Origin of the sequence: Variovorax paradoxus (assembly GCF_030811855.1) — a bacterium.
Lineage (GTDB): Bacteria > Pseudomonadota > Gammaproteobacteria > Burkholderiales > Burkholderiaceae_C > Variovorax > Variovorax paradoxus_L.
Genome location: NZ_JAUSRN010000009.1, coordinates 1 through 19,580, shown reverse-complemented (window position 1 = coordinate 19,580; position 19,580 = coordinate 1). Strand labels below are relative to the sequence as shown.

Genomic DNA, 19,580 nt, shown 5'->3' with positions numbered 1-19,580 from the left:
GCGCTTGTCCTTGACCTTTACTTGCCTTCGGCCACGGCGGTGCCGTCGGTCTTGGGCCGCCACACAGTGCCGATGGACACCGTCTTGAGCTTTTTCTTCTGGCCGTACCAGAAGTTGACGAGGCCGCGCGAGAAGAACACGGCGGAGAACATCGAGGTGACGATGCCGATGCAGTGCACCACCGCAAAGCCGCGAATCGGCCCGGAGCCGAAGGCCAGCAAGGCGATGCCGGCAATCAGCGTGGTCACGTTGGAGTCCAGAATGGTGCCCCAGGCGCGGTCGTAGCCGGCATGGATGGCCGCCTGCGGCGAGGCGCCGTTGCGCAGTTCTTCGCGCACGCGCTCGTTGATGAGCACGTTGGAGTCGATGGCCACGCCGATGGCCAGCGCCATGGCCGCAATGCCGGGCAGCGTGAGCGTGGCCTGCAGCATCGAGAGAATCGCCACCAGTAGCATCAGGTTGACGGCCAGGGCGATCGACGAGAACAGGCCGAACAGTGCGTAGTAGGCGCACATGAACACCATGATGGCCAGGAAGCCATACATCACGCTCTTGAAGCCCTTCTCGATGTTGTCGGCGCCCAGGCTCGGGCCGATGGTGCGTTCCTGGATGATTTCCATCGGCGCAGCCAGCGAGCCGGCGCGCAGCAGCAGCGCGAGGTCGTTAGCTTCGACCACGTTCATCGAACCCGAAATCTGGAAGCGGTTGCCGAGCTCGCCGTTGATCGACGGGGCCGTGAGCACTTCGCCCTTGCCCTTCTCGAAAATCAGCATGGCCATGCGCTTCTTGAAGTTCTCGCGGCTCACGTCGCGCATGATGCGGCCGCCCTTGGCGTCCATGGTCAGGTCGACCTTGGGCTGGTTGCTCTGCTGGTCGAAGCCAGGCTGAGCGTCGGTCAGGTTTTCGCCGGTGACGAGCACCTGCTTCTTCACGATCACCGCGCGGCCGTTGCGCTCGAAGAATTTCTCGGAGCCGAAGGGCACTGGCCCGCCGCTCAGTTCGGCTGCGCGGCCTTCGGCGCTCTCGTCGACCAGGCGCATTTCGAGCGTGGCGGTGCGGCCCAGGATGTCCTTGGCCTTGGCCGTGTCCTGCACGCCCGGCAGCTGCACCACGATGCGGTCGAGGCCCTGCTGCTGGATCACCGGCTCGGCCACGCCGAGTTCGTTGATGCGGTTGTGCAGGGTGGTGATGTTCTGCTTCAGGGCCGCGTCCTGCAGCCGGCGCGCGGCTTCAGGCTTGATGGTGGCCGTGAGGCGCCAGAGGTTGCCGTCCTGGCTGTCGGTGGTCGTGAGGTCCTGGAACTGGTCCTGGATCAGCTGCTTGGCCGTTTGCAGTGCGGCCGCGTCGCGGAACGAAACCTCGATCGTCTGGCCGTTGCGGTTGACCGACGTGCCGCGGATGCCCTTGTCGCGGAAGGTGGTGCGCAGGTCGCCCGCGAAGGATTCGGCCTTCTTGTCGATGGCGCCCTTCATGTCGACCTGCAGCAGGAAGTCGACACCGCCGCGCAGGTCGAGGCCGAGGTACATCGGGAACGCATGCAGCGCCGTGAGCCAGGCCGGCGAACGGGAAACCAGGTTCAGCGCCACCACATAGGAAGGATCGGCCGGATCGGGCACCAGCGCGCGCTGTACCGCATCGCGCGCCTTGATCTGCTCGTCGGCGGTGGCAAAGCGCGCGCGAAGCGAGCCGCCCTCGAGCGTGAACAGGTCGGGCTTGACCCCGGCCGTCTTCAGCGCCTCCTCGACCCGGCCCTGGGTGGCCGCTTCGACCTTGACGGTCGACTTGGCCGCGGACACCTGCACCGCAGGTGCTTCGCCGAAGAAATTGGGCAGGGAATAGATCAACCCCACAAGCAGCACGATCACGATGATCGCGTACTTCCAGACCGGATAACGGTTCATGAGAAAGCGCTTTTCAGAAACGAGACACGGCGTGACTTGAGGCCTTGCACCAGGAAGCGCAAGGCCGAGGTCGCGCTTTGATTTTGATTACTGCTTGACGGCGCCCTTGGGCAGGACCTGGACCACAGCGCTGCGCTGGATCTTGATTTCCACGCCATTGGCGATTTCGAGGCCGAGGTACTGGTCGCCGATGGAGGTGATCTTGCCGAGCACGCCGCCAGCCGTGGCCACCTCATCGCCCTTGGCGAGGGCTTCGATCATGGCGCGAGCCTCTTTCTGGCGCTTCATTTGCGGGCGGATCATGACGAAATACAGCACCACGAACATCAGCACCAGGGGCAGCATGCTGCCGAGCGAGGACAACATGTCGCCACCACCGGAAGCAGCGGGCGCGGTTTGGGCGAAAGCAGAGGAAATGAACAAGAGAGTCTCCAGCAGAGAGAAGAGGAATGTCAGAAGCGCGAGCCGGGCCCGCGGTTCCGCGGCCCTGCGAAAAAGGCCGCGAACCAGCGCTTGAAGCGGCATCAGCCGCGAACAGCACCGGGCATTGTATTCGTGGCAACGCCCCGCGCTCCGCGCTTATCCGGCGCGGGGGGCAGGGCTTTCCAGGGGCGCCAGCCGCGCCTCGGCTGCTCTTCTTTGAATAGCGGCCGCGCAAGCGGGCTGGCCGCTTGACGGGCGCTCTTTCAGGAACTCAGGCGGCCGAGCGCTGGGCCGATTGCGGGTTGCGCCACTTGGCGAGCAGGTCGTTCCAGCGGGTGCGGGCGGCCGCCAGGTTGCGGTCCTTCACGTGGCCGTAGCCGCGGATCTGCTCGGGCAGGCTTGCAATCTCCAGCGCCAGCGCGTGGTTCTCGGCATTGAGCCCGGCAATCACCTCGTCGATGGCCGCGCGGTATTCGCTGATCAGGGCGCGCTCGGTCTTGCGCTCTTCGGTGCGCCCGAAGATGTCCAAGGCCGTGCCGCGCAGGCCCTTGAGCCGGGCCAACAGCCTGAAGCCGGTGAGCATCCAGGGGCCGAACTTCTGCTTTTGCAGTTCGCCCTTGGCGTTCTTCTTGGCGATGATGGGCGGCGCCAGGTGGTAGTTGAGCTTGAAGTCCTTGCCCATCTGGCCTTCGAACATGCCTTCGACCCGGTCGAGGAAGGCCCGGTCGGTGTGCAGGCGCGCGACCTCGTACTCGTCCTTGTAGGCCATGAGCTTGAACAGGTAGCGGGCCACGGTTTCGGCGAGCGCGGTCTTGCCCAGCACCGATTCGGCTTGCCGGACCTTGCCCACGAACTGACGGTACTCGTCGGCGTAGGCTGCGTTCTGGTAGCCCGTGAGGAATTCGACGCGGCGCGCCACCAGGCTGTCGACGGTTTCGCGCTTCTTGAACTCGACCACCTGGCCCGGGCGCACGCGCTTTTGCAGCGCGGCAGGGTTCGCGGCCGCCTGGCGGCCCCATGCGAAAGCGGCCTTGTTGTTGTCGATGGCCACGGCGTTGAGTTCGATGGCGCGCATCAGCGACTCGAGCGCCAGCGGGATCCAGCCCTTTTGCCAGGCAAAGCCCAGCAGCATCGGATTGGCGTAGAGGCTGTCGCCCATCAAAGTGGTGGCGGCGGCATCGGCGTCGAAGGTGCCGAGCGCCCCGGCGCCCACGACGCGCGCGATCTGGTTCGCGCAGTCGTCCTGCGGATTCACCCAGTTGGCATTGCGCACGAAGGCGGCCGTCGGCGTGCTGTGCGTGTTGAGCGCCACGTGCGTGCGGCCCTCACGCATGCGGGCCAGGGTTTCCGCGTTCACGGCCACCAGCGGATCGGCGGCCAGGATCAGGTCGGCCGCAGCGGTGCCCACGCGCGTGGTGCGGATCGCGTCCTGCGATGCGCCGATGAGCGCATGGCTCCAGGTGGCGCCGCCCTTTTGCGCCAGGCCGGCCGCGTCTTGCGTGACGATGCCCTTGCCCTCGATGTGCGCCGCCATGCCCAGCAGCTGGCCGATGGTGATGACGCCCGTGCCACCGACACCGGCGACCACGATGCCCCACACCTGGTCTTGCGCCAGCGCCGGCACGGCCGGTTCCGGCAGCGGACCGAGTTCGAGCGGCGAATCGGCCTTGTTCCTGGACTTTTTCTTGAGTTGCCCGCCTTCGACCGTGACGAAGCTGGGGCAGAAGCCCTTGAGGCAGCTCATGTCCTTGTTGCAGCTGCTCTGATTGATGGTGCGCTTGCGGCCAAACTCGGTTTCGAGCGGCTCGACCGACAGGCAGTTGCTCTTCACGCTGCAGTCGCCGCAGCCTTCGCAGACCAGGTCGTTGATGACCACGCGCTTGGCCGGATCGACGGCCGTGCCCCGCTTGCGGCGGCGGCGCTTCTCGGTGGCGCAGGTCTGGTCGTAGATGATGGCGGTGGTGCCGGCGATCTCGCGGAACTCGCGTTGGATCTCGTCGAGCAGGTCGCGGTGCTTCACCGCCACGTGGTCGCCGGGGATGTTCACGCCCTCGTACTTCTCGGGCTCGTCGGTCACGATGACGACCTTCTTGGCGCCTTCGGCATGGAGGCTTTCGGCAATCTGCAGCACCGAATGGCCTTCGGGCCGCTCGCCGACCTGCTGGCCGCCGGTCATGGCCACGGCGTCGTTGTAGAGAATCTTGTAGGTGATGTTCACACCCGCAGCAATGCTCTGGCGGATGGCGAGCAGGCCGCTGTGAAAGTACGTGCCGTCGCCCAGGTTCGCGAAGATGTGCTGGTCGGTGGTGAATGGCTGCTGACCCACCCATGGCACGCCCTCGCCGCCCATCTGCGTGAAGCCGATGGTGGAACGGTCCATCCAGGTGGCCATGAAGTGGCAGCCGATGCCGCCCATGGCGCGCGAGCCTTCGGGCACCACGGTGCTGGTGTTGTGCGGACAGCCCGAGCAGAACCAGGGCTGGCGGTCGGCGCCCTGCACGCCGCCCACCTTGAGCACTTCCATCGAGCGCTCCTTGGCTTCGAGGATGGCGATCTGCGCATCGATGCGCGCATGCATGTCGGCGCCGGCCTGGTCCAGGATGCCGAGCTTGCGCAGGCGCTGCGCAATCGCTTTGGCGATCAGCGCCGGGTTCAGGTCGGCATTCGCACGCAGCAGCGTGTTGGCCGTCGGGTTGGGCATGGCCCATTCGCCGCCGGAGAAATCGCCGTCGAGCTCGTTGAACTTGCCGAGCACGGTGGGTCGCACGTCGGCGCGCCAGTTGTAGAGCTCTTCCTTCAACTGGTATTCGATGACCTGGCGCTTTTCTTCCACCACCAGAATTTCTTGCAGGCCGGTGGCAAAGTCGCGCGTGAGCTGCGCCTCGAGCGGCCACACCACGCCCACCTTGTGCAGCCGGATGCCCAGCTGGCGGCAGGTGGCGTCGTCCAGGCCCAGGTCGATCAGGGCCTGGCGGGTGTCGTTGTAGGCCTTGCCGCTGGCCATGATGCCGAAGCGATCGTTCGGGCCTTCGATCACGTTGTGGTTCAGCCGGTTGGCGCGGATGTAGGCCAGCGCGGCATACCACTTGTAGTGCATCAGGCGCGCTTCCTGCTCCAGCGCATGGTCGGGCCAGCGGATGTGCAGGCCGCCGGTCGGCATCTGGAAATCCGTGGGGATGACGATCTCGACGCGGTCCGGGTCGATCATGGCCGTGGCGCTCGACTCGACGATTTCCTGGATCGTCTTCATGCCCGACCAGACGCCCGAGAAGCGGCTCAAGGCAAAGGCGTGGATGCCCAGGTCCAGTATTTCCTGCACGTTGGTCGGAAAGAACACCGGCGTGCCGCAGGCCTTGAAGATATGGTCGCTCTGGTGCGCGGCCGTGCTGCTCTTGGAAATGTGGTCGTCGCCCGCCACCGCGATCACGCCGCCCCATTCGGTGGTACCCGCCATGTTGGCGTGCTTGAAGACGTCGGAGCAGCGGTCCACGCCCGGGCCCTTGCCGTACCAGATGCCGAAGACGCCGTCGAACTTGTTGGTGCCCGCGGGCGAGAAGCCCAGCTGCTGGGTGCCCCATAGCGCCGTGGCGGCGAGCTCTTCGTTCACGCCTGGCTGGAAGACGATGTTCTGTTCCTTCAGGAACTTGCTGGCCTTCCACAGAGCCTGGTCGTAGCCGCCGAGCGGAGAGCCCCGGTAGCCGCTGATGAAGCCGGCCGTGTTCTTGCCGGCCTGCTTGTCGCGCAGTCGCTGCAGCATCGGTAGCTTGACGAGCGCCTGGACGCCGCTCATGAAGGCACGGCCGTAGTCGAGGCTGTATTTGTCGTCGAGCGTGACGGTTTCCAGCGCCTTGCGAATGTGCTCGGGCAGCGGTGCGTTCATGTGTCTGTCTCCGTTTGGCAGGGCCTGGTGGGCCTGGCTGTTGGCTATGGGTCTGTGCCCGGTAGGGCGCGAGCCCATGATCACGCAAAGTGTATGCCGGGGTACGCGACAGGTGTTTGCGTTCTTCGCCTCTAAAAACCGCCTTTCAGAAAGAATCTTGCTTAAGATGGTCGCATATGGAAAGCATTGACAAGTTCGACCTTGCAATCCTGCAAGAACTGCAGGCCGACGGCCGCCTGACCAACGCCGAGCTTGCGCAGCGCGTGGGGCTCTCGGCCGCGCCCTGCTGGCGCCGGGTGCGCGCGCTGGAAGAAGCCGGCTTCATCAAGGGCTACCACGCCGAAATCGACCGCCACAAGATCGGGCTTGGCGTGCTCGCTTTCGTGCGGGTGGACACCGAGCGCGTCACCAACGAAGCCACCCGCAAGCTGGAGGAGGCAATCCGCAAGATGCCCGAGGTGGTGGCCTGCCACTACATCAGCGGCACCGGCACCTTCGAGCTGCAGGTCGTGGCACAGGACCTGAACGGCTTCTCGGCCTTCGCGCGCCAGCAGCTGATGAACCTGCCGAACGTGAAGGACCTGCACACCAGCTTCTCGCTGGGCGAGGTGAAGGCCAGCAGCGCCTTGCCGCTGGGGCACCTGGCACGCTAGCTGCAACCTAGAATTCCCGCCCACTACATATACATACCGCCGAGCCGGCGCAACAAGAGGAAGAAGCCCCATGAACACCATTCGCCGCGCCCTGGCGCTCGGCCTTGCCGCCGCCACGCTCGCCTTCGGCGCCCAGGCCCAGAACCGCGAACTCACCGTGGCCTCGAGCGCCACCTACGCGCCCTTCGCCTTCGAGAACAAGGACAAGCAGATCGTCGGCTTCGACATCGACATCATCAACGCCATCGCCAAGCAGCAGGGCCTGAAGATCAAGGTCGTGAACACGCCCTTCACCGGCATCTTCGGCGCGCTCAACAACGGCGACGTCGACCTCGTGATCTCGGGCGTCACCATCAACGAGAAGCGCAAGCAGAGCTACGACTTCACGCCGCCCTACTTCGCGGCGCGCCAGCTGATCGCGCTGCCGAAGAGCAGCACGGTCGGCTCGCTGAAGGACCTCGCCGGCAAGAAGATCGCCGTGGTGAGCGCCTCCACCGCCGACGACATCGCCTCGCGCGAATTCGGCAAGACCAACCCCAACATCCGCCGCTTCGAGAGCACGCCGCTCATCATTTCCGAGCTGGCCGGCGGCGGCGTCGATGCCGCCATGGGCGACAACGGCGTGATCGCCTACCGCGTGGCGCAGAACCCCGACCTCAAGACGCTCGACGACAAGTCCTTTCCCGAAGAAGGCTTCGGCATCGTCGTGAAGAAGGGCGACAAGGCGTTGCTCGACAAGCTCACGGCCGGCCTGGCCGCGATTCGCGCCGACGGCAGCTACGCCAGCATCTACAAGAAGTGGTTCAACAAGGACCCGAACGCCCGATGAGCACGGCCGCCCCGAGCAAGAGCGAGCGCTAGATGGAACAACCCGTCCTTTTGTTCGGATGGTTCCGCTGGGACATCCTGGTCGAGTACAAGGATCTGTTCTGGCAGGGTGCCTGGATGACGCTGCGCATGACGGTGGTGTGCGTGCTGCTGGGCTCCAGCTGGGGCCTTTGCCTGGCGCTCGCGCGGCTGGCGCATCCGCGCCATGCGCCGTGGACCTGGATCGCGCGCTTCTTCCTGCGCTGGCCCGCCACGGTGTACGTGAGCTTCTTCCGCGGCACGCCGCTTTTCGTGCAGATCCTGCTGATCCACTTCGCGGTGATGCCGGTGTTCATTCATCCGGCGACCGGCCTGTTGATCAGTGGCGATCTGGCACGCGAGCTCAAGCAGGAACACGGCGCGCTGATTTCCGGCGTGGTGGCGCTCACGCTCAACTCGGCGGCCTACATCTCCGAGGTGTTTCGCGCCGGCATCCAGTCGATCTCGCGCGGACAATTCGATGCCGGCCGGTCGATCGGCTTCACGCCCCTGCAGGTGATGCGCTACGTGGTGCTGCCGCAGGCCTTCCGCCGCATGCTGCCGCCGCTGGGCAACAACGCGATCGCGCTCCTGAAGGACACATCTCTGGTGTCGGCCATCGGGCTGGCCGAACTGGCCTACGCGGCCCGCACGGTGGCGGGCGCCTATGCGCGCTACTGGGAGCCGTACCTCGCGATCTCGGTGGTGTACTGGGTGATGACGCTCGTGCTCACCACGATGCTGCGGCGCCTGGAGCACCGCCTGGCACGCAGCGACAGGGGATAGGCGCTCCCCGGGGATTGCCGGGTTTTTCGACCGGTCTCGGTGGCATCGGCACAATCGGGCCACATGCCACCGATATCCCCCGACGAGACACCCATTTCCCCCGCCCGGCCGCAGCCACCGAAGTTCGCGGCGCTCGTGCCGCTCAAGCTGCCCGTGTTCCGCATGTTGTGGAGCACCTGGCTCATCGCCAACATCTGCATGTGGATGAACGACGTGGCGGCGGCGTGGATGATGACCTCGCTGACCACTTCGCCCATCTGGGTGGCACTGGTGCAGTCGGCCTCCACCTTGCCGGTGTTCCTGCTGGGCCTGCCCAGCGGCGCACTGGCCGACATCCTCGACCGCCGGCGCTGGCTGGTGGCCACGCAGTTCTGGCTGGCGGGCACGGCCATCGTGCTGTGCGCGGCCATTGCGCTGGACATGATGACGGCGCCGCTCCTGCTCGGGCTCACCTTCGCCAACGGCATCGGCCTGGCGCTGCGCTGGCCGGTGTTCTCGGCCATCGTGCCCGAGCTGGTGCCGCGGCCGCAGCTGCCGGCGGCGCTCGGCCTCAATGGCATCGCGATGAACGCCTCGCGCATCATCGGCCCGCTCACGGCCGGCATGCTGATTGCCAGCGCAGGCAGCGTCTGGGTGTTTGCGCTCAACGCCGTCCTCTCGGTGGCCTCGGGCTTCGTGGTGCTGCGCTGGCGGCGCGAACACAAGCCCAATCCACTGGGCCGCGAGAAGCTCATCAGCGCCATGCGCGTGGGCGTGCAGTTCGTCTGGCAGTCGCAGCGCATGCGGGCGGTGCTCTCGCGCATCACGATCTTCTTCTTCCACTCGACGGCCCTGCTTGCGCTGTTGCCGCTCCTGGCGCGCAATCTCAAGGGCGGCGGCGCCGGCACCTTCACGCTGCTACTGGCTGCCATGGGTTCGGGCGCGATCATCGCGGTGCTGTTCCTTCCGCGGCTGCGCCAGGCGCTAGGGCGCGACCAGCTCGTGCTGCGCGGCACGGTGCTGCAGTCTCTCGCCACGGCGGTGATGGCCTTTGCGCCCAACGCATGGGTCGCGGTGCCAGCCATGTTCTTCGGCGGCATGGCCTGGATCACGGTGGCCAATTCGCTTTCGGTTTCGGCGCAGCTCGCGCTGCCCGACTGGGTGCGCGCACGCGGCATGTCGACCTACCAGATGGCGATCATGGGCGCGAGCGCGATCGGCGCGGCGCTCTGGGGCCAGGTGGCCACGGTCACGGCGCTGAACCTGAGCCTTGCCATCGCCGCCGTCAGCGGCACGCTGCTGATGCTGGTGGCCCTGCGCTGGGTGACCGACGGCGTCGGCGAAGACGACACCCGCCCCGCCGAAGCCGGCTGGGCCGCCGGTCCGCCGACCGAGGCGCCGCAGGAAGACGGCCGCGTGGTGATCACGGTCGAATACCTCATCGAGCCGGCGCGCGCCGCGGCCTTCCACCTTGTGATGCAGCAGACCCGCCGTGCGCGCCTGAGCCAGGGCGCCATCGGCTGGGAGCTGCTGCACGACATCGGGCAGCCCAGCCGCTATGTGGAGCAGATCGTCGACGATTCGTGGACAGACCACCTGCGCCGCTTCAACCGCGCCACGGCCAGCGACATGGCGCTGCGGGAGCGCCGGATCGCATTTCACATCGGCGAAGCATCTCCGGTGGTCACGCGCTACATCGTGCGGCGCTGAGCGGCGGCCACGCCGTCAGTGGAAGAACAGCAGCCGCGTGATGAAGGTGTGGCCGGCCTCCTCCGCCATCAGCCAGACCAGGACCAGCAGGCACAGCGGCGGCACCAGAATGGCATAGACCAGCGACAGCCGTTCCCATGCCATATGCATGAAGACCGCGACGATCAGCCCGGCCTTCAGCAGCATGAAGACGATGATCAGGGTCCAGCGCAGATAGCCCTGGAAATGGAAGTAGTCGACGAGGTACGACATCGTGCTGAGCACGAACAGCAGCCCCCAGATCTTGAGATAGAGGCTGATCGGATGTTGTTGGCCTGAGACGTGGTCCATGGTCGTCCTCACCAAAGATAGAACAGCGCAAAAATGAAGACCCAAACCAGATCCACGAAGTGCCAGTACAGGCCGGTGATCTCGACGATCTGGTAGTTGCCCCTCCTGTCGTAGTCGCCACGCATCAGCTTGAAGGCCACGACGAACAGGAAGACCACGCCGGCCGAGACGTGCAGCCCGTGAAAGCCTGTGATCATGAAGAAGGCCGATCCGAACTGCGCCGCACCCATCGGGTTGCCCCAGGGCCGCACGCCCTCTTCGAGGATCAGCTTGGACCACTCGAAGGCCTGCATGCCGACGAAGAGTTCGCCGAAGGTCGCGGTCACGAGCATCAGCGTGGCGGCGTTCACCCGGTCGCCGCGGTAGGCGAAGTTGACGGCCATTGCCATCGTGCCGCTGCTGGTGATGAGCACGAAAGTCATGATCGCGATCAGCAGCAACGGTATGTCGGCGCCACCCACGTGGAGCGCAAACACCTCGCTGGGGTTGGGCCACGACGCGGTGGTCGAGACGCGCACCGTCATGTAGCCGGTCAAGAAGCAGCTGAAGACGAAGGTGTCGCTGAGCAGGAAGATCCACATCATTGCCTTGCCCCACGAGACGTGGAACGCCTGGCGGTCGGAAGACCAGTCGGCAATCAGCCCGCGCCAGCCGCTTGCGGCGATCTCGGGAGTCAACGGCGTTGCCGCGATGGTTGCGGTGTTGTCCATGAAACGCCTCCTCAGGATGTGCCGCAGATGAAGCGCGCCACCTCCGGCGTCACCCAGCCCAGCAGTCCGAACAGCACCAGCCATACCGCCAGCATGAAGTGCCAGTAGCGCGCACACAGCGCGATGCGCCATGCGGCCTTGCCGGGCTCGGGCCATGCGTCGTGCGCGGTCCACGTCCACGCGGCCAGCCCACCAGTCAGGTGGAGCCCGTGCATGGCGGTCAGAAGGTAGAAGAAGCTGCCCGCCGGATTGCCGGCTGGCATGACCTGCGCGCCCAGCAGCGACTGCCAGGCCCACAGCTGCGCGCACAGGAAGCCCACCGCGCAGAGGCCACCCGCCACCAGCAGGCGGCGGGCCCGCGTCGGATCGCGACCACGCGACGCGCCAACGGCCCATTGCAGCGCCACGCTGCCCGCGACGAGCAGCGCCGTGCTGAGCCAGAGCTGCCACGGCAGCGCGATCGTGATCGCGTCCTCGCCGCTCATGCGCATCACGTAGGCCACGATGAAGAGGGAGAACAACGCGGTGGCCACGCCCATGAAGACCCACAGGCCGATGCTGGCCGCGCTCGCGTGTGCATCGGGAGGGCGGCGGCCGCGCTCCGCACCGCGGAACGCGCCTGCCAGGGAGCGGCCCAGCGCTGTGCTCATGCCGGTGCTCCCCGGACCTCGCTCTGGCCCTCCGGCTCGGGCTCCCCGGCCCCGGGTTCCGGCGGCGCGTTCTGCGGGATGAAATCTTCCGCCGCGCCCGGCTCCCCATAGGCATAGGCCCACCGGTAGACCACCGGCAGCCGCGGACCCCAGTTGCCGTGACCCGGCGGCGTGGCAGGCGTCTGCCATTCGAGCGAGGCGGCACGCCATGGATTGGCGGCGGCCGGCCGGCCGCGCCAGGCGCTCCAGGCCAGGTTGAAGATGAACAGCAACTGCCCCACGCCGACGATCAGCGCAACCACAGTGATGATTTCATTCATGGTGAACGCCGACGGCGGAATGAACTTGTAGCCGTCGAAGTTGTAGTAGCGCCGCGGCATGCCCAGCACGCCGAGGTAGTGCATCGGAAAGTAGATCGCGTAGGTGCCGAGGAAGGTGATCCAGAAATGCAGCTGGCCGAGCCGGTCGTCCAGCATGCGCCCGGTGACCTTGGGGAACCAGTGATAGATGCCGCCGAACACAACAAGCAGCGGCGCCACGCCCATCACCATGTGGAAGTGCGCCACCACGAAGTACGTTCCGGACAGCGGGATGTCCACGCTCACGTTGCCCAGGAACAGACCGGTCAGCCCGCCGATGAGGAAGGTGCACAGGAAGGCCAGCGCGAACAGCATCGGCACCGTCAGGTGGATGTCTCCGCGCCAAAGCGTCAGGATCCAGTTGTAGACCTTGATCGCGGTGGGCACCGCGATGATCAGCGTGGTGGTCGCGAAAAAGAAACCGAAGTACGGGTTCATGCCGCTCACGAACATGTGGTGCGCCCAGACCACCACGCTGAGCGCGCCGATGGCCACGATGGCCCACACCATCATGCGATAGCCGAAGATGCACTTGCGCGCGTGCACGCTGATCAGGTCGGAGACGATGCCGAAGGCCGGCAGCGCCACGATGTAGACCTCGGGATGGCCGAAGAACCAGAACAGGTGCTGGAACAGCAGCGGGCTGCCACCCTTGTAGCCCGTCACCTGGCCCATCGACACCAGCGCCGGCATGAAGAAGCTGGTGCCCAGCGTCCGGTCGAGCAGCAGCATCACGCCGCTGACGAACAGCGCCGGGAAGCCGAGCAGCGCGAGGATGGTGGCCACGAAGATGCCCCACACCGTGAGCGGCATGCGCAGCAGCGTCATGCCTTCGCAGCGCGCCTGCAGCACGGTGGTCACGTAGTTGAGGCCGCCCATCGTGGTCGCCACGATGAAGATCACCAGCGACACCAGCATCAGCACGATGCCGCCCGCATGGCCCGGCGTGCCCGGCAAAATCGACTGCGGTGGATACAGCGTCCAGCCCGCGCCAGTGGGCCCGCCCGCGACGAAGAAGCTCGCCATCAGGACCACCACCGACAGCAGGTAGACCCAGAAGCTCAGCATGTTGAGGTAGGGAAAGACCATGTCCCTCGCCCCCACCATCAGCGGGATCAGGTAGTTGCCGAAACCGCCGAGGAACAGCGCCGTGAGCAGGTAGATCACCATGATCATCCCGTGCATGGTCACGAACTGGTAGTAGCGCTCTGCGTTGATGAACTCGAACTGGCCCGGAAAGCCGAGCTGCAGCCGCATCAGGTTGGACAGCACCACGCCCACCACACCCACCGCGATGGCGGTGCAGGCATATTGGACGGCGATCACCTTGTGGTCCTGGCTCCAGACGTAGCGGGTCAGGAAACTCTGGGGCGCCGGGTGCCCGGCGTCGTCGGCGTGCGGCACGGCGTGCCCGGGGGACAAAGGAGCGTTCATCGCGGAGCCTTCTGTTCGGCGGCAGCCTGCGCCGGCGGGCTGCCCAGACTCTGGATATAGGCCACCAGCGCGGCCAGTTCTTCATCGCTCAAATCGATCTTGGGCATGACCGGCGGAAAGCCCTTCACGTGGCGAGCCTGCGGATCGCGGATGAAGCTGCGCAGATAGGCTTCGTCGACCAGCGCGCTGGAGCCGTCCGCCATGCTTTCGGTCTTGCCGTACAGGCCCTTCCAGGTCGGTCCCACCCGCGCACTGCCATCGATCGTGTGGCAGGCCACGCAGCCCTTGGCATCCGCCAGCGCGCGGCCCTGTTCAACGCGTGCGCCACCGCCCGCCGCGACGGCGCCAGCGGGGGGCTCGGGCGCCTTGACCTGCGTCTTGGCGAATGTCGGCAGCGCTGCATGCCAGGCCTGGTAGGCCGCCGGATCTTCCACCACCACGTAGCCACGCATGTTGGGATGGCCTACGCCGCACAGCTGCGCGCAAAGCGCCTCGTAGCGGCCCGCGACGGTCGACGTGAACCAGAAGCGGCTAACCTGCCCCGGCACCGTGTTCATCCGGGCACGAAAGTTCGGCACGAAGAAGTCGTGCAGCACGTCGTGCGAACGCATCAGCACCAGCACCGGTTTGCCGAGCGGCAGATGCACCTCGGCGCCGGCGATCAGCAGGTCGTCCTGCCCCGCCTTGTCGGCGGGGTCGATCCCGAAGGGATTGGTGGCGCTGAAGAAGCGCGCATCGGTCGCGCCCAGCTTGCCGTCCTCGCCCGGGAAGCGGAAGCGCCATTGCCATTGCTGGGCCAGCACCTCCACCACGAGCGCGTCGCGGGGCTCGCTGACGTAATTCGCGTACACCAGCAGGCCCGGCGCCAACAGGGCCATGATGCCGACCGTGGTGCCGCCGATCAGCCAGCGTTCCAGCTTCCTGTTCTCCGGCTCATGCGCCGCGCGCCGGCCCTCGCGATGACGAAAGCGCACCAGCATGTAGGCGACGAACGCGTTGATCACGATGAAGAAGATGCCCGTGATCGCCAGCGTGATGCCCAGGGTGTCGTCCATCAGCTTCCAATTCGAAGCCAGGGGCGTCGTCCACCATGGATTGAAAACGTGAAACAGCACCGAGCCGGCCACGATGAGCAACAGGGCAACGGCCATGGTCATGTGCGTTCCCTTGGCTCGGCATAGGCTCAGGGGCTCATCCGCGCTTCAGAGGAGCGCCGGGACGCGGGGCTCTTCACCCTCGAACCGGGCTTCGGGATGCGCGGACTGCAGCAGCGCCTCGATGTCCCGCACGCGCGAGCGCGGCAGGTCCACCATCAGCAGGATCTGACCCTCCGCAATGGCGCCTTCGAAACGCTGCAGCCTGGGGCTCGGGATGGAAATGCCGACCATGCTGGCCGACCAGGCGCCGACCACGCCGCCCAGGATGGCCACCAACACGGCCACCTCCCATTCGGGGTCGTCGCCGACGATCGGAAACATCAGCGCGGCCACGAGGCCAAGGACGATTCCGCAGGCACTGCCGACCACCCAGCCGGTCTTGGCTGCGTGAACGAGGTCGGAGGTTTGCCACACGTTGGCCGCATGAAGCCCGGCCATGTCCATGCCTTCCGGTCCGGCGAAATGAATGCGCGCCACGTCGACGCGCGCCCGGACCAGATCGTCCATTGCCCTTCTGGCACTCGCCAGGTCGGGCATCAACCAGTAGATGCGTCTTTTCACAGCATCCCCCTTTCGTCTTGCGACGAGTCAAGGAACCATGAAACGACTTATATGCCCAAGCCGAGCGGCCATCAAGTAGGTGCGGCACTTCAAGCGAAGGCGATTGGAGGTACCTACACGCCCACCTTTTTTTGACCGAACGGATAATTTAGATCATCATCGCGCCCTTACTGCCCGTCACCACGAGGTACGCCACGATGATGAACCCGGTCCCCTTGCGCAGCCGCTTCTGGTCCGACCTGACCAGCGAAGAGTTCTCCCGCCTCGACCGCGAACGGCTCATCGCCGTGCTGCCGGTGGGCGCTACCGAGCAGCACGGCCCCCATCTGCCGATGTCGACCGACACGGCCACCATCGACGGCATGGTGCGCGCCACGCTCCCGCACCTGCCCGACGACCTGCCGGTGCTTTTTTTGCCGACCGTGCCCTACGGCAAGAGCAACGAGCATTCCCGCTACCCGGGCACGCTCACAGTCTCGGCCACCACGCTGATCTCGCTGTGGAAGGACATCGGCGCCTGCGTGGCGAAGGCCGGCGTGCGCAAACTGGTGCTCTACAACAGCCACGGCGGCCAGATGAGCGTGATGGACATCGTGGCGCGCGACCTGCGCGAGGAGCACGGCATGATGGTCGTCGCCGCCAACTGGTACACGCTGGGTTTGCCGGAAGGGCTCTTCACCGCGCATGAAGGCAAGCACGGCATCCACGCAGGCGACCTCGAAAGCTCGGTGATGCTGCACCTCACGCCGGACTTCGTGCGCAAGGACCAGTTCCAGAACTTCAGCTCGATGACCGAGCAGCTGGCCGCCGAGAACAAGTTTCTCTCGATCACGCCGAGCGGCAAGCTCGGCTGGCAGATGCACGACATCAACCCTTCGGGCGCGGCCGGCGACGCCACGCGCGCCACGGCCGAAAAGGGTGCCGCGGTGCTCGACCACGTGGGCCGGCGCTTCGTCGAACTGCTGCACGAGGTCGACCGCTTTCCGCTCTCGCGCCTTGCCAACGAGCCGGCCTGGAAATGACATCCGAACTCACGCCACCGCTGGTCAGCCTGCGCCACGTCAGCAAGCGCTTTGCCAACGGCACGCTCGCACTGCAGGGCATGACGCTCGACATCGGCGAGCACGATTTCATCAGTTTTCTCGGGCCCTCCGGCTGTGGCAAGAGCACCGCGCTGCGATTGATCGCTGGGCTTACTCGGCTCAGTTCGGGCGAAATGCAGTGGTCAGGGGCCAACACGGGCAAGACACAGAGCGACCGCGACCTGGGCTTCGTGTTTCAGGAGCCCACGCTCATGCCCTGGGCCAAGGTGTTCGACAACGTGTGGCTGCCGCTCAAGCTCGCGGGCCAAAGCCGCGACGCGGCCGCGCCCGTGGTGCGGCAGGTGCTGGAGATGGTGGGCCTCTCGCGCTTCGCCGACGTGTATCCGCGCGAGCTCTCCGGCGGCATGAAGATGCGCGTGTCGATTGCGCGCGCGCTGGTCACGCACCCGCGCCTCCTGCTGATGGACGAGCCCTTTGCCGCGCTCGACGAGATGACGCGCATCAAGCTCAACAACGACCTGCTGGCCATCTGGCGCGAGCATCGCTTCTCGGTCGTGTTCGTCACGCACAGCGTGTACGAGTCGGTGTATCTCTCGAACCGCATCGTCGTGATGGCGGCGCGCCCCGGCCGCGTGATCGACGAGATCCGCATCGACGAACCCTATCCGCGCGGCGAGGACTTTCGCACTTCGAGCCGCTACAACGCGCACTGCACGGCGGTGTCGCGGTCCCTGCATGGAGCGCTGCATGACATCGATCACTGAGCCTGCGGTGCCGGCCGACGTCCCGATGGATGCCGCGGATGCCGCGCCCTCCGAAGCGATGCTGCGCGCGCACGAAGACAAGCTGCGCCGGCGCGAATCGATGCTGCGCATCGCGGTGCCGGCCGGCATCGTCATCGTGCTACTGCTGGCGTGGGAATGGATGGTTCGCGCCAACGGCATTCCGCACTACATCCTGCCCGCACCCTCGCTCATCCTGCGCACCCTGTTCGACAACTGGGGCTCGCTCTCTAGCGCGCTGTGGTTCACCGTCAAGCTCACGCTGCTCGCACTCGGCGCGGCCATCGTGGGCGGCGTGCTGCTGGCGATTGCGTTCGCGCTCTTCAAGTGGGTGGAGATCGGCTTGTTCCCGATCGCAGTGATCCTGCAGGTGACGCCGATCATCGCGATCGCGCCGCTGATATTGATCTACGTATCGAGCACCACCGCGGCGTTGCTGCTGTGCGCCTGGATCGTGGCCTTCTTCCCGATCCTGTCGAACACTGTCATCGGACTGAAAAGCGCTGACAGCAATCTGCGTGACCTGTTCCAGCTCTACAAGGCCTCGCCGTGGCAGACCTTCCGCTACCTGCTCGCACCCAGCGCGCTGCCGTACTTCATGGCCGGCCTGAAGATCGCGGGCGGGCTGAGCCTGATCGGCGCGGTGGTGGCCGAGTTCACGGCCGGCACCGCCGGCAAGGAGACCGGGCTGGCCTCGCGCATTCTCGAATCGAGCTTTCGCACCGAGATCCCGATGATGTTCGCGGCGCTGCTGCTGGTGTCCCTGCTCGGTATCGTGATCTTCATCGTGTTCGCCGCGTTGTCGCGGTTGGTGCTCGGCCACTGGCACGAGAGCGAGATGCGCCGTGAACGCTAGGACCATCGCGCCTGCTGTCGATTGGGATGCCGTGCGCCAAGACCTGCGCGGCCTCAATGTGATCACCGCGCCGAGCCACCGCAAGCAGCTCTCCAAAGACTTCTACTGGTACAGCCCCATCCTCACTGCGCAGCTCTGGGGCTGCGTGGCCGACCTCGTCGTCAAGGTCAGCACCGAAGACGACGTGCGCCAGGTCGGGGCCACGGCCGCGAAGTGGAAGCTGCCGCTCACCGTGCGCGCGGGCGGTACCGGCAACTACGGCCAGTGCGTGCCGCTCGAAGGCGGCATCGTGCTCGACGTGACGCAGATGTGCCGCGTGCTCGACATCCAGTCAGGCCGAATTCGCGTGGAGGCCGGCGCGCGCATGCACGACATCGACCTTGCCGCGCGCGAGACGGGCCAGGCGCTGCGCATGTGGCCCTCGACCTGGCATGTGGCCAGCATCGGCGGCTTCATCGCGGGCGGCTTCGGCGGCATCGGCTCGTTCCGCCACGGCATCCTGCGCGACCCCGGCAACCTGCTGCGCGCGCGCGTGATGACCGTGGAGCGGAAGCCGCGCGTCATCGAGCTGCAAGGCGACGAGATCCAGCAGGTGCACCATGCTTACGGCACCAACGGCGTGATCCTGGACGTGGAAGTCGCCCTGAGCCCGGCCGTCGAATGGGTGCACTGCACGGTGCTGTTCGAGACGTACCGCGGCGCGCTGGCCTTCGCCGTCGCAGCACAGGCGCCCACGCTCGACATCTTTTTGCTCTCGACGGTCGAGGCGCGCTTCTCGCCCTACTACACGGCGATGCGCGACCGCTTTCCGCCCGACCGGCACGCGGTGTTCAGCATGGTCGCGCCCGATTCGATGGCCGACTTTCGCGCGCTCGCCGCCGCACACGGCGGCACCATTTCCGTCGCGGGCACCGAGGCCGAGCTGCTCGCCGAAGGCCTGCCGCCCGCGTATGAATGCGCGTTCAACCACACGACGCTGCAGGCGCTGAAGGCAGACCGCGGCTGGACCTATCTGCAGGTCGCCTACGCGCAGCCCTTCGATCCTGCCGTGGTGGAACGGCACCTGAAAATCTTCGGCGACGACGTGCTGCAGCACCAGGACTTCGCTCGCGCCGGCGGCGAATGCGGCACCTTCGGCATCCTGCTGGTGCGCTGGAAAGGCGAGGCCCACCAGTACGACGTGATCCGCGAGATCGAGTCGCAGGGCGGCTGCAAGATCTTCAACCCGCATGTCGTCACCATCGAGGACGGCGGCATGAAGACCATCGACACGCAGCAGATCGAATTCAAGAAGCGCAGCGATCCGATGGGGTTGATGAACCCGGGCAAGACGCGCGGCTGGACTTCTGACATGGCTATCGAGCGTTGAAATGAAGGCTTGCTTTGTCATCCCTCGCGTTGATAGTTTTGAACGCTGCTGTTCGTGGTGCGCTCCCGCCGACGGGGTACCTTTCTCCGCGAATGTCCCCCGGCCTGCGGCCTCCTCCTTTATTTCGCTGCGCAAGGCACCCCATCGACGG

General features: G+C 65.9%; 17 protein-coding genes. 8 read left to right on the top strand and 9 right to left on the bottom strand.

Features of this window, described 5'->3' with window-relative positions:
* Positions 1-17: 17 nt before the first annotated feature.
* From secD to J2X92_RS17375, 3 genes are all read right to left on the bottom strand, one after another.
* Positions 18-1,901, bottom strand: coding sequence for a protein translocase subunit SecD (gene secD, locus J2X92_RS17385; RefSeq protein ID WP_307577178.1), 1,884 nt, complete (start codon positions 1,899-1,901; stop codon positions 18-20).
* A gap of 87 nt (positions 1,902-1,988) precedes the next feature.
* Positions 1,989-2,324: a preprotein translocase subunit YajC gene (yajC, locus tag J2X92_RS17380; protein ID WP_307577177.1), complete on the bottom strand. Its 336-nt coding sequence runs from the start codon at positions 2,322-2,324 to the stop codon at positions 1,989-1,991.
* A 271-nt stretch (positions 2,325-2,595) separates the two neighbouring features.
* Positions 2,596-6,204: an indolepyruvate ferredoxin oxidoreductase family protein gene (locus J2X92_RS17375; RefSeq protein WP_307577176.1), complete on the bottom strand. Its 3,609-nt coding sequence runs from the start codon at positions 6,202-6,204 to the stop codon at positions 2,596-2,598.
* A gap of 176 nt (positions 6,205-6,380) precedes the next feature.
* Here J2X92_RS17375 and J2X92_RS17370 point away from each other — a divergent pair, with 176 nt between their 5' ends.
* The 4 genes from J2X92_RS17370 to J2X92_RS17355 all read left to right on the top strand — a co-directional run bounded on the left by J2X92_RS17370 (position 6,381) and on the right by J2X92_RS17355 (position 10,178).
* Positions 6,381-6,857, top strand: a complete 477-nt coding sequence (locus J2X92_RS17370; protein WP_055807692.1) for an Lrp/AsnC family transcriptional regulator — start codon at positions 6,381-6,383, stop codon at positions 6,855-6,857.
* A 70-nt stretch (positions 6,858-6,927) separates the two neighbouring features.
* On the top strand, positions 6,928-7,686 hold the full coding sequence (locus J2X92_RS17365; protein ID WP_307577175.1) for a basic amino acid ABC transporter substrate-binding protein: 759 nt from the start codon (positions 6,928-6,930) through the stop codon (positions 7,684-7,686).
* 32 nt (positions 7,687-7,718) lie between these two features.
* Positions 7,719-8,489 carry an amino acid ABC transporter permease gene (locus J2X92_RS17360; protein WP_093020490.1) on the top strand — a complete coding sequence of 257 codons (771 nt, stop codon included), beginning with the start codon at positions 7,719-7,721 and terminating at the stop codon, positions 8,487-8,489.
* A gap of 63 nt (positions 8,490-8,552) precedes the next feature.
* On the top strand, positions 8,553-10,178 hold the full coding sequence (locus J2X92_RS17355) for an MFS transporter (protein ID WP_307577174.1): 1,626 nt from the start codon (positions 8,553-8,555) through the stop codon (positions 10,176-10,178).
* A gap of 15 nt (positions 10,179-10,193) precedes the next feature.
* On the opposite strand, the gene J2X92_RS17350 is transcribed toward J2X92_RS17355, so the two are convergent.
* The 6 genes from J2X92_RS17350 to J2X92_RS17325 are packed head-to-tail and all read right to left on the bottom strand — an operon-like array spanning position 10,194 to position 15,379.
* The gene (locus J2X92_RS17350) at positions 10,194-10,508 is read right to left on the bottom strand and encodes a cytochrome C oxidase subunit IV family protein (protein WP_307577173.1); all 315 of its coding nucleotides are present in this window, start codon (positions 10,506-10,508) and stop codon (positions 10,194-10,196) included.
* Between the two features lie 8 nt (positions 10,509-10,516).
* The gene (locus J2X92_RS17345) at positions 10,517-11,218 is read right to left on the bottom strand and encodes a heme-copper oxidase subunit III family protein (protein WP_307577172.1); all 702 of its coding nucleotides are present in this window, start codon (positions 11,216-11,218) and stop codon (positions 10,517-10,519) included.
* A gap of 11 nt (positions 11,219-11,229) precedes the next feature.
* A complete protein-coding gene (locus tag J2X92_RS17340; RefSeq protein WP_307577171.1) occupies positions 11,230-11,868 on the bottom strand; it encodes a cytochrome c oxidase subunit 3 in 639 nt (212 codons plus the stop codon).
* Positions 11,865-13,631 (bottom strand): cytochrome c oxidase subunit I, encoded by a 1,767-nt coding sequence (gene ctaD, locus J2X92_RS17335; protein ID WP_307577518.1) that lies wholly within the window; start codon positions 13,629-13,631, stop codon positions 11,865-11,867. The genes J2X92_RS17340 and ctaD overlap by 4 nt, the downstream gene beginning before the upstream one ends.
* A 26-nt stretch (positions 13,632-13,657) precedes the next feature.
* Positions 13,658-14,818: a cytochrome c oxidase subunit II gene (locus J2X92_RS17330; RefSeq protein WP_307577170.1), complete on the bottom strand. Its 1,161-nt coding sequence runs from the start codon at positions 14,816-14,818 to the stop codon at positions 13,658-13,660.
* Between the two features lie 45 nt (positions 14,819-14,863).
* Positions 14,864-15,379, bottom strand: a complete 516-nt coding sequence (locus J2X92_RS17325; RefSeq protein ID WP_307577169.1) for a DUF1269 domain-containing protein — start codon at positions 15,377-15,379, stop codon at positions 14,864-14,866.
* Between the two features lie 200 nt (positions 15,380-15,579).
* Between J2X92_RS17325 and J2X92_RS17320 the strand changes: the two genes are divergently transcribed.
* Genes J2X92_RS17320 through J2X92_RS17305 form a run of 4 tightly spaced genes read left to right on the top strand, consistent with a single transcriptional unit; the run spans position 15,580 to position 19,429 of the window.
* On the top strand, positions 15,580-16,401 hold the full coding sequence (locus J2X92_RS17320) for a creatininase family protein (RefSeq protein WP_307577516.1): 822 nt from the start codon (positions 15,580-15,582) through the stop codon (positions 16,399-16,401).
* Complete coding sequence (locus J2X92_RS17315) at positions 16,398-17,186, top strand: ABC transporter ATP-binding protein (protein ID WP_373424852.1); 789 nt, start codon at positions 16,398-16,400, stop codon at positions 17,184-17,186. Before J2X92_RS17320 ends, J2X92_RS17315 begins: the two co-directional genes overlap by 4 nt.
* Positions 17,170-18,060, top strand: coding sequence for an ABC transporter permease (locus tag J2X92_RS17310; RefSeq protein ID WP_200934363.1), 891 nt, complete (start codon positions 17,170-17,172; stop codon positions 18,058-18,060). The genes J2X92_RS17315 and J2X92_RS17310 overlap by 17 nt, the downstream gene beginning before the upstream one ends.
* Entirely contained in the window at positions 18,050-19,429 is a 1,380-nt protein-coding gene (locus tag J2X92_RS17305; RefSeq protein WP_307577168.1) for an FAD-binding oxidoreductase, read from the top strand. The genes J2X92_RS17310 and J2X92_RS17305 overlap by 11 nt, the downstream gene beginning before the upstream one ends.
* Positions 19,430-19,580 lie beyond the last annotated feature (151 nt).

What these genes read in the sequence shown, in the direction of transcription:
- J2X92_RS17345 (WP_307577172.1), bottom strand. Translation starts at nt 11,218, where the DNA reads ATGGACAACACCGCAACCATCGCGGCAACGCCGTTGACTCCCGAGATC.
- J2X92_RS17360 (WP_093020490.1), top strand. Translation starts at nt 7,719, where the DNA reads ATGGAACAACCCGTCCTTTTGTTCGGATGGTTCCGCTGGGACATCCTG.
- J2X92_RS17355 (WP_307577174.1), top strand. Translation starts at nt 8,553, where the DNA reads ATGCCACCGATATCCCCCGACGAGACACCCATTTCCCCCGCCCGGCCG.
- J2X92_RS17370 (WP_055807692.1), top strand. Translation starts at nt 6,381, where the DNA reads ATGGAAAGCATTGACAAGTTCGACCTTGCAATCCTGCAAGAACTGCAG.
- J2X92_RS17350 (WP_307577173.1), bottom strand. Translation starts at nt 10,508, where the DNA reads ATGGACCACGTCTCAGGCCAACAACATCCGATCAGCCTCTATCTCAAG.
- J2X92_RS17340 (WP_307577171.1), bottom strand. Translation starts at nt 11,868, where the DNA reads ATGAGCACAGCGCTGGGCCGCTCCCTGGCAGGCGCGTTCCGCGGTGCG.
- J2X92_RS17375 (WP_307577176.1), bottom strand. Translation starts at nt 6,204, where the DNA reads ATGAACGCACCGCTGCCCGAGCACATTCGCAAGGCGCTGGAAACCGTC.
- J2X92_RS17330 (WP_307577170.1), bottom strand. Translation starts at nt 14,818, where the DNA reads ATGACCATGGCCGTTGCCCTGTTGCTCATCGTGGCCGGCTCGGTGCTG.
- J2X92_RS17315 (WP_373424852.1), top strand. Translation starts at nt 16,398, where the DNA reads ATGACATCCGAACTCACGCCACCGCTGGTCAGCCTGCGCCACGTCAGC.
- J2X92_RS17365 (WP_307577175.1), top strand. Translation starts at nt 6,928, where the DNA reads ATGAACACCATTCGCCGCGCCCTGGCGCTCGGCCTTGCCGCCGCCACG.
- secD (WP_307577178.1), bottom strand. Translation starts at nt 1,901, where the DNA reads ATGAACCGTTATCCGGTCTGGAAGTACGCGATCATCGTGATCGTGCTG.
- J2X92_RS17310 (WP_200934363.1), top strand. Translation starts at nt 17,170, where the DNA reads ATGACATCGATCACTGAGCCTGCGGTGCCGGCCGACGTCCCGATGGAT.
- J2X92_RS17320 (WP_307577516.1), top strand. Translation starts at nt 15,580, where the DNA reads ATGAACCCGGTCCCCTTGCGCAGCCGCTTCTGGTCCGACCTGACCAGC.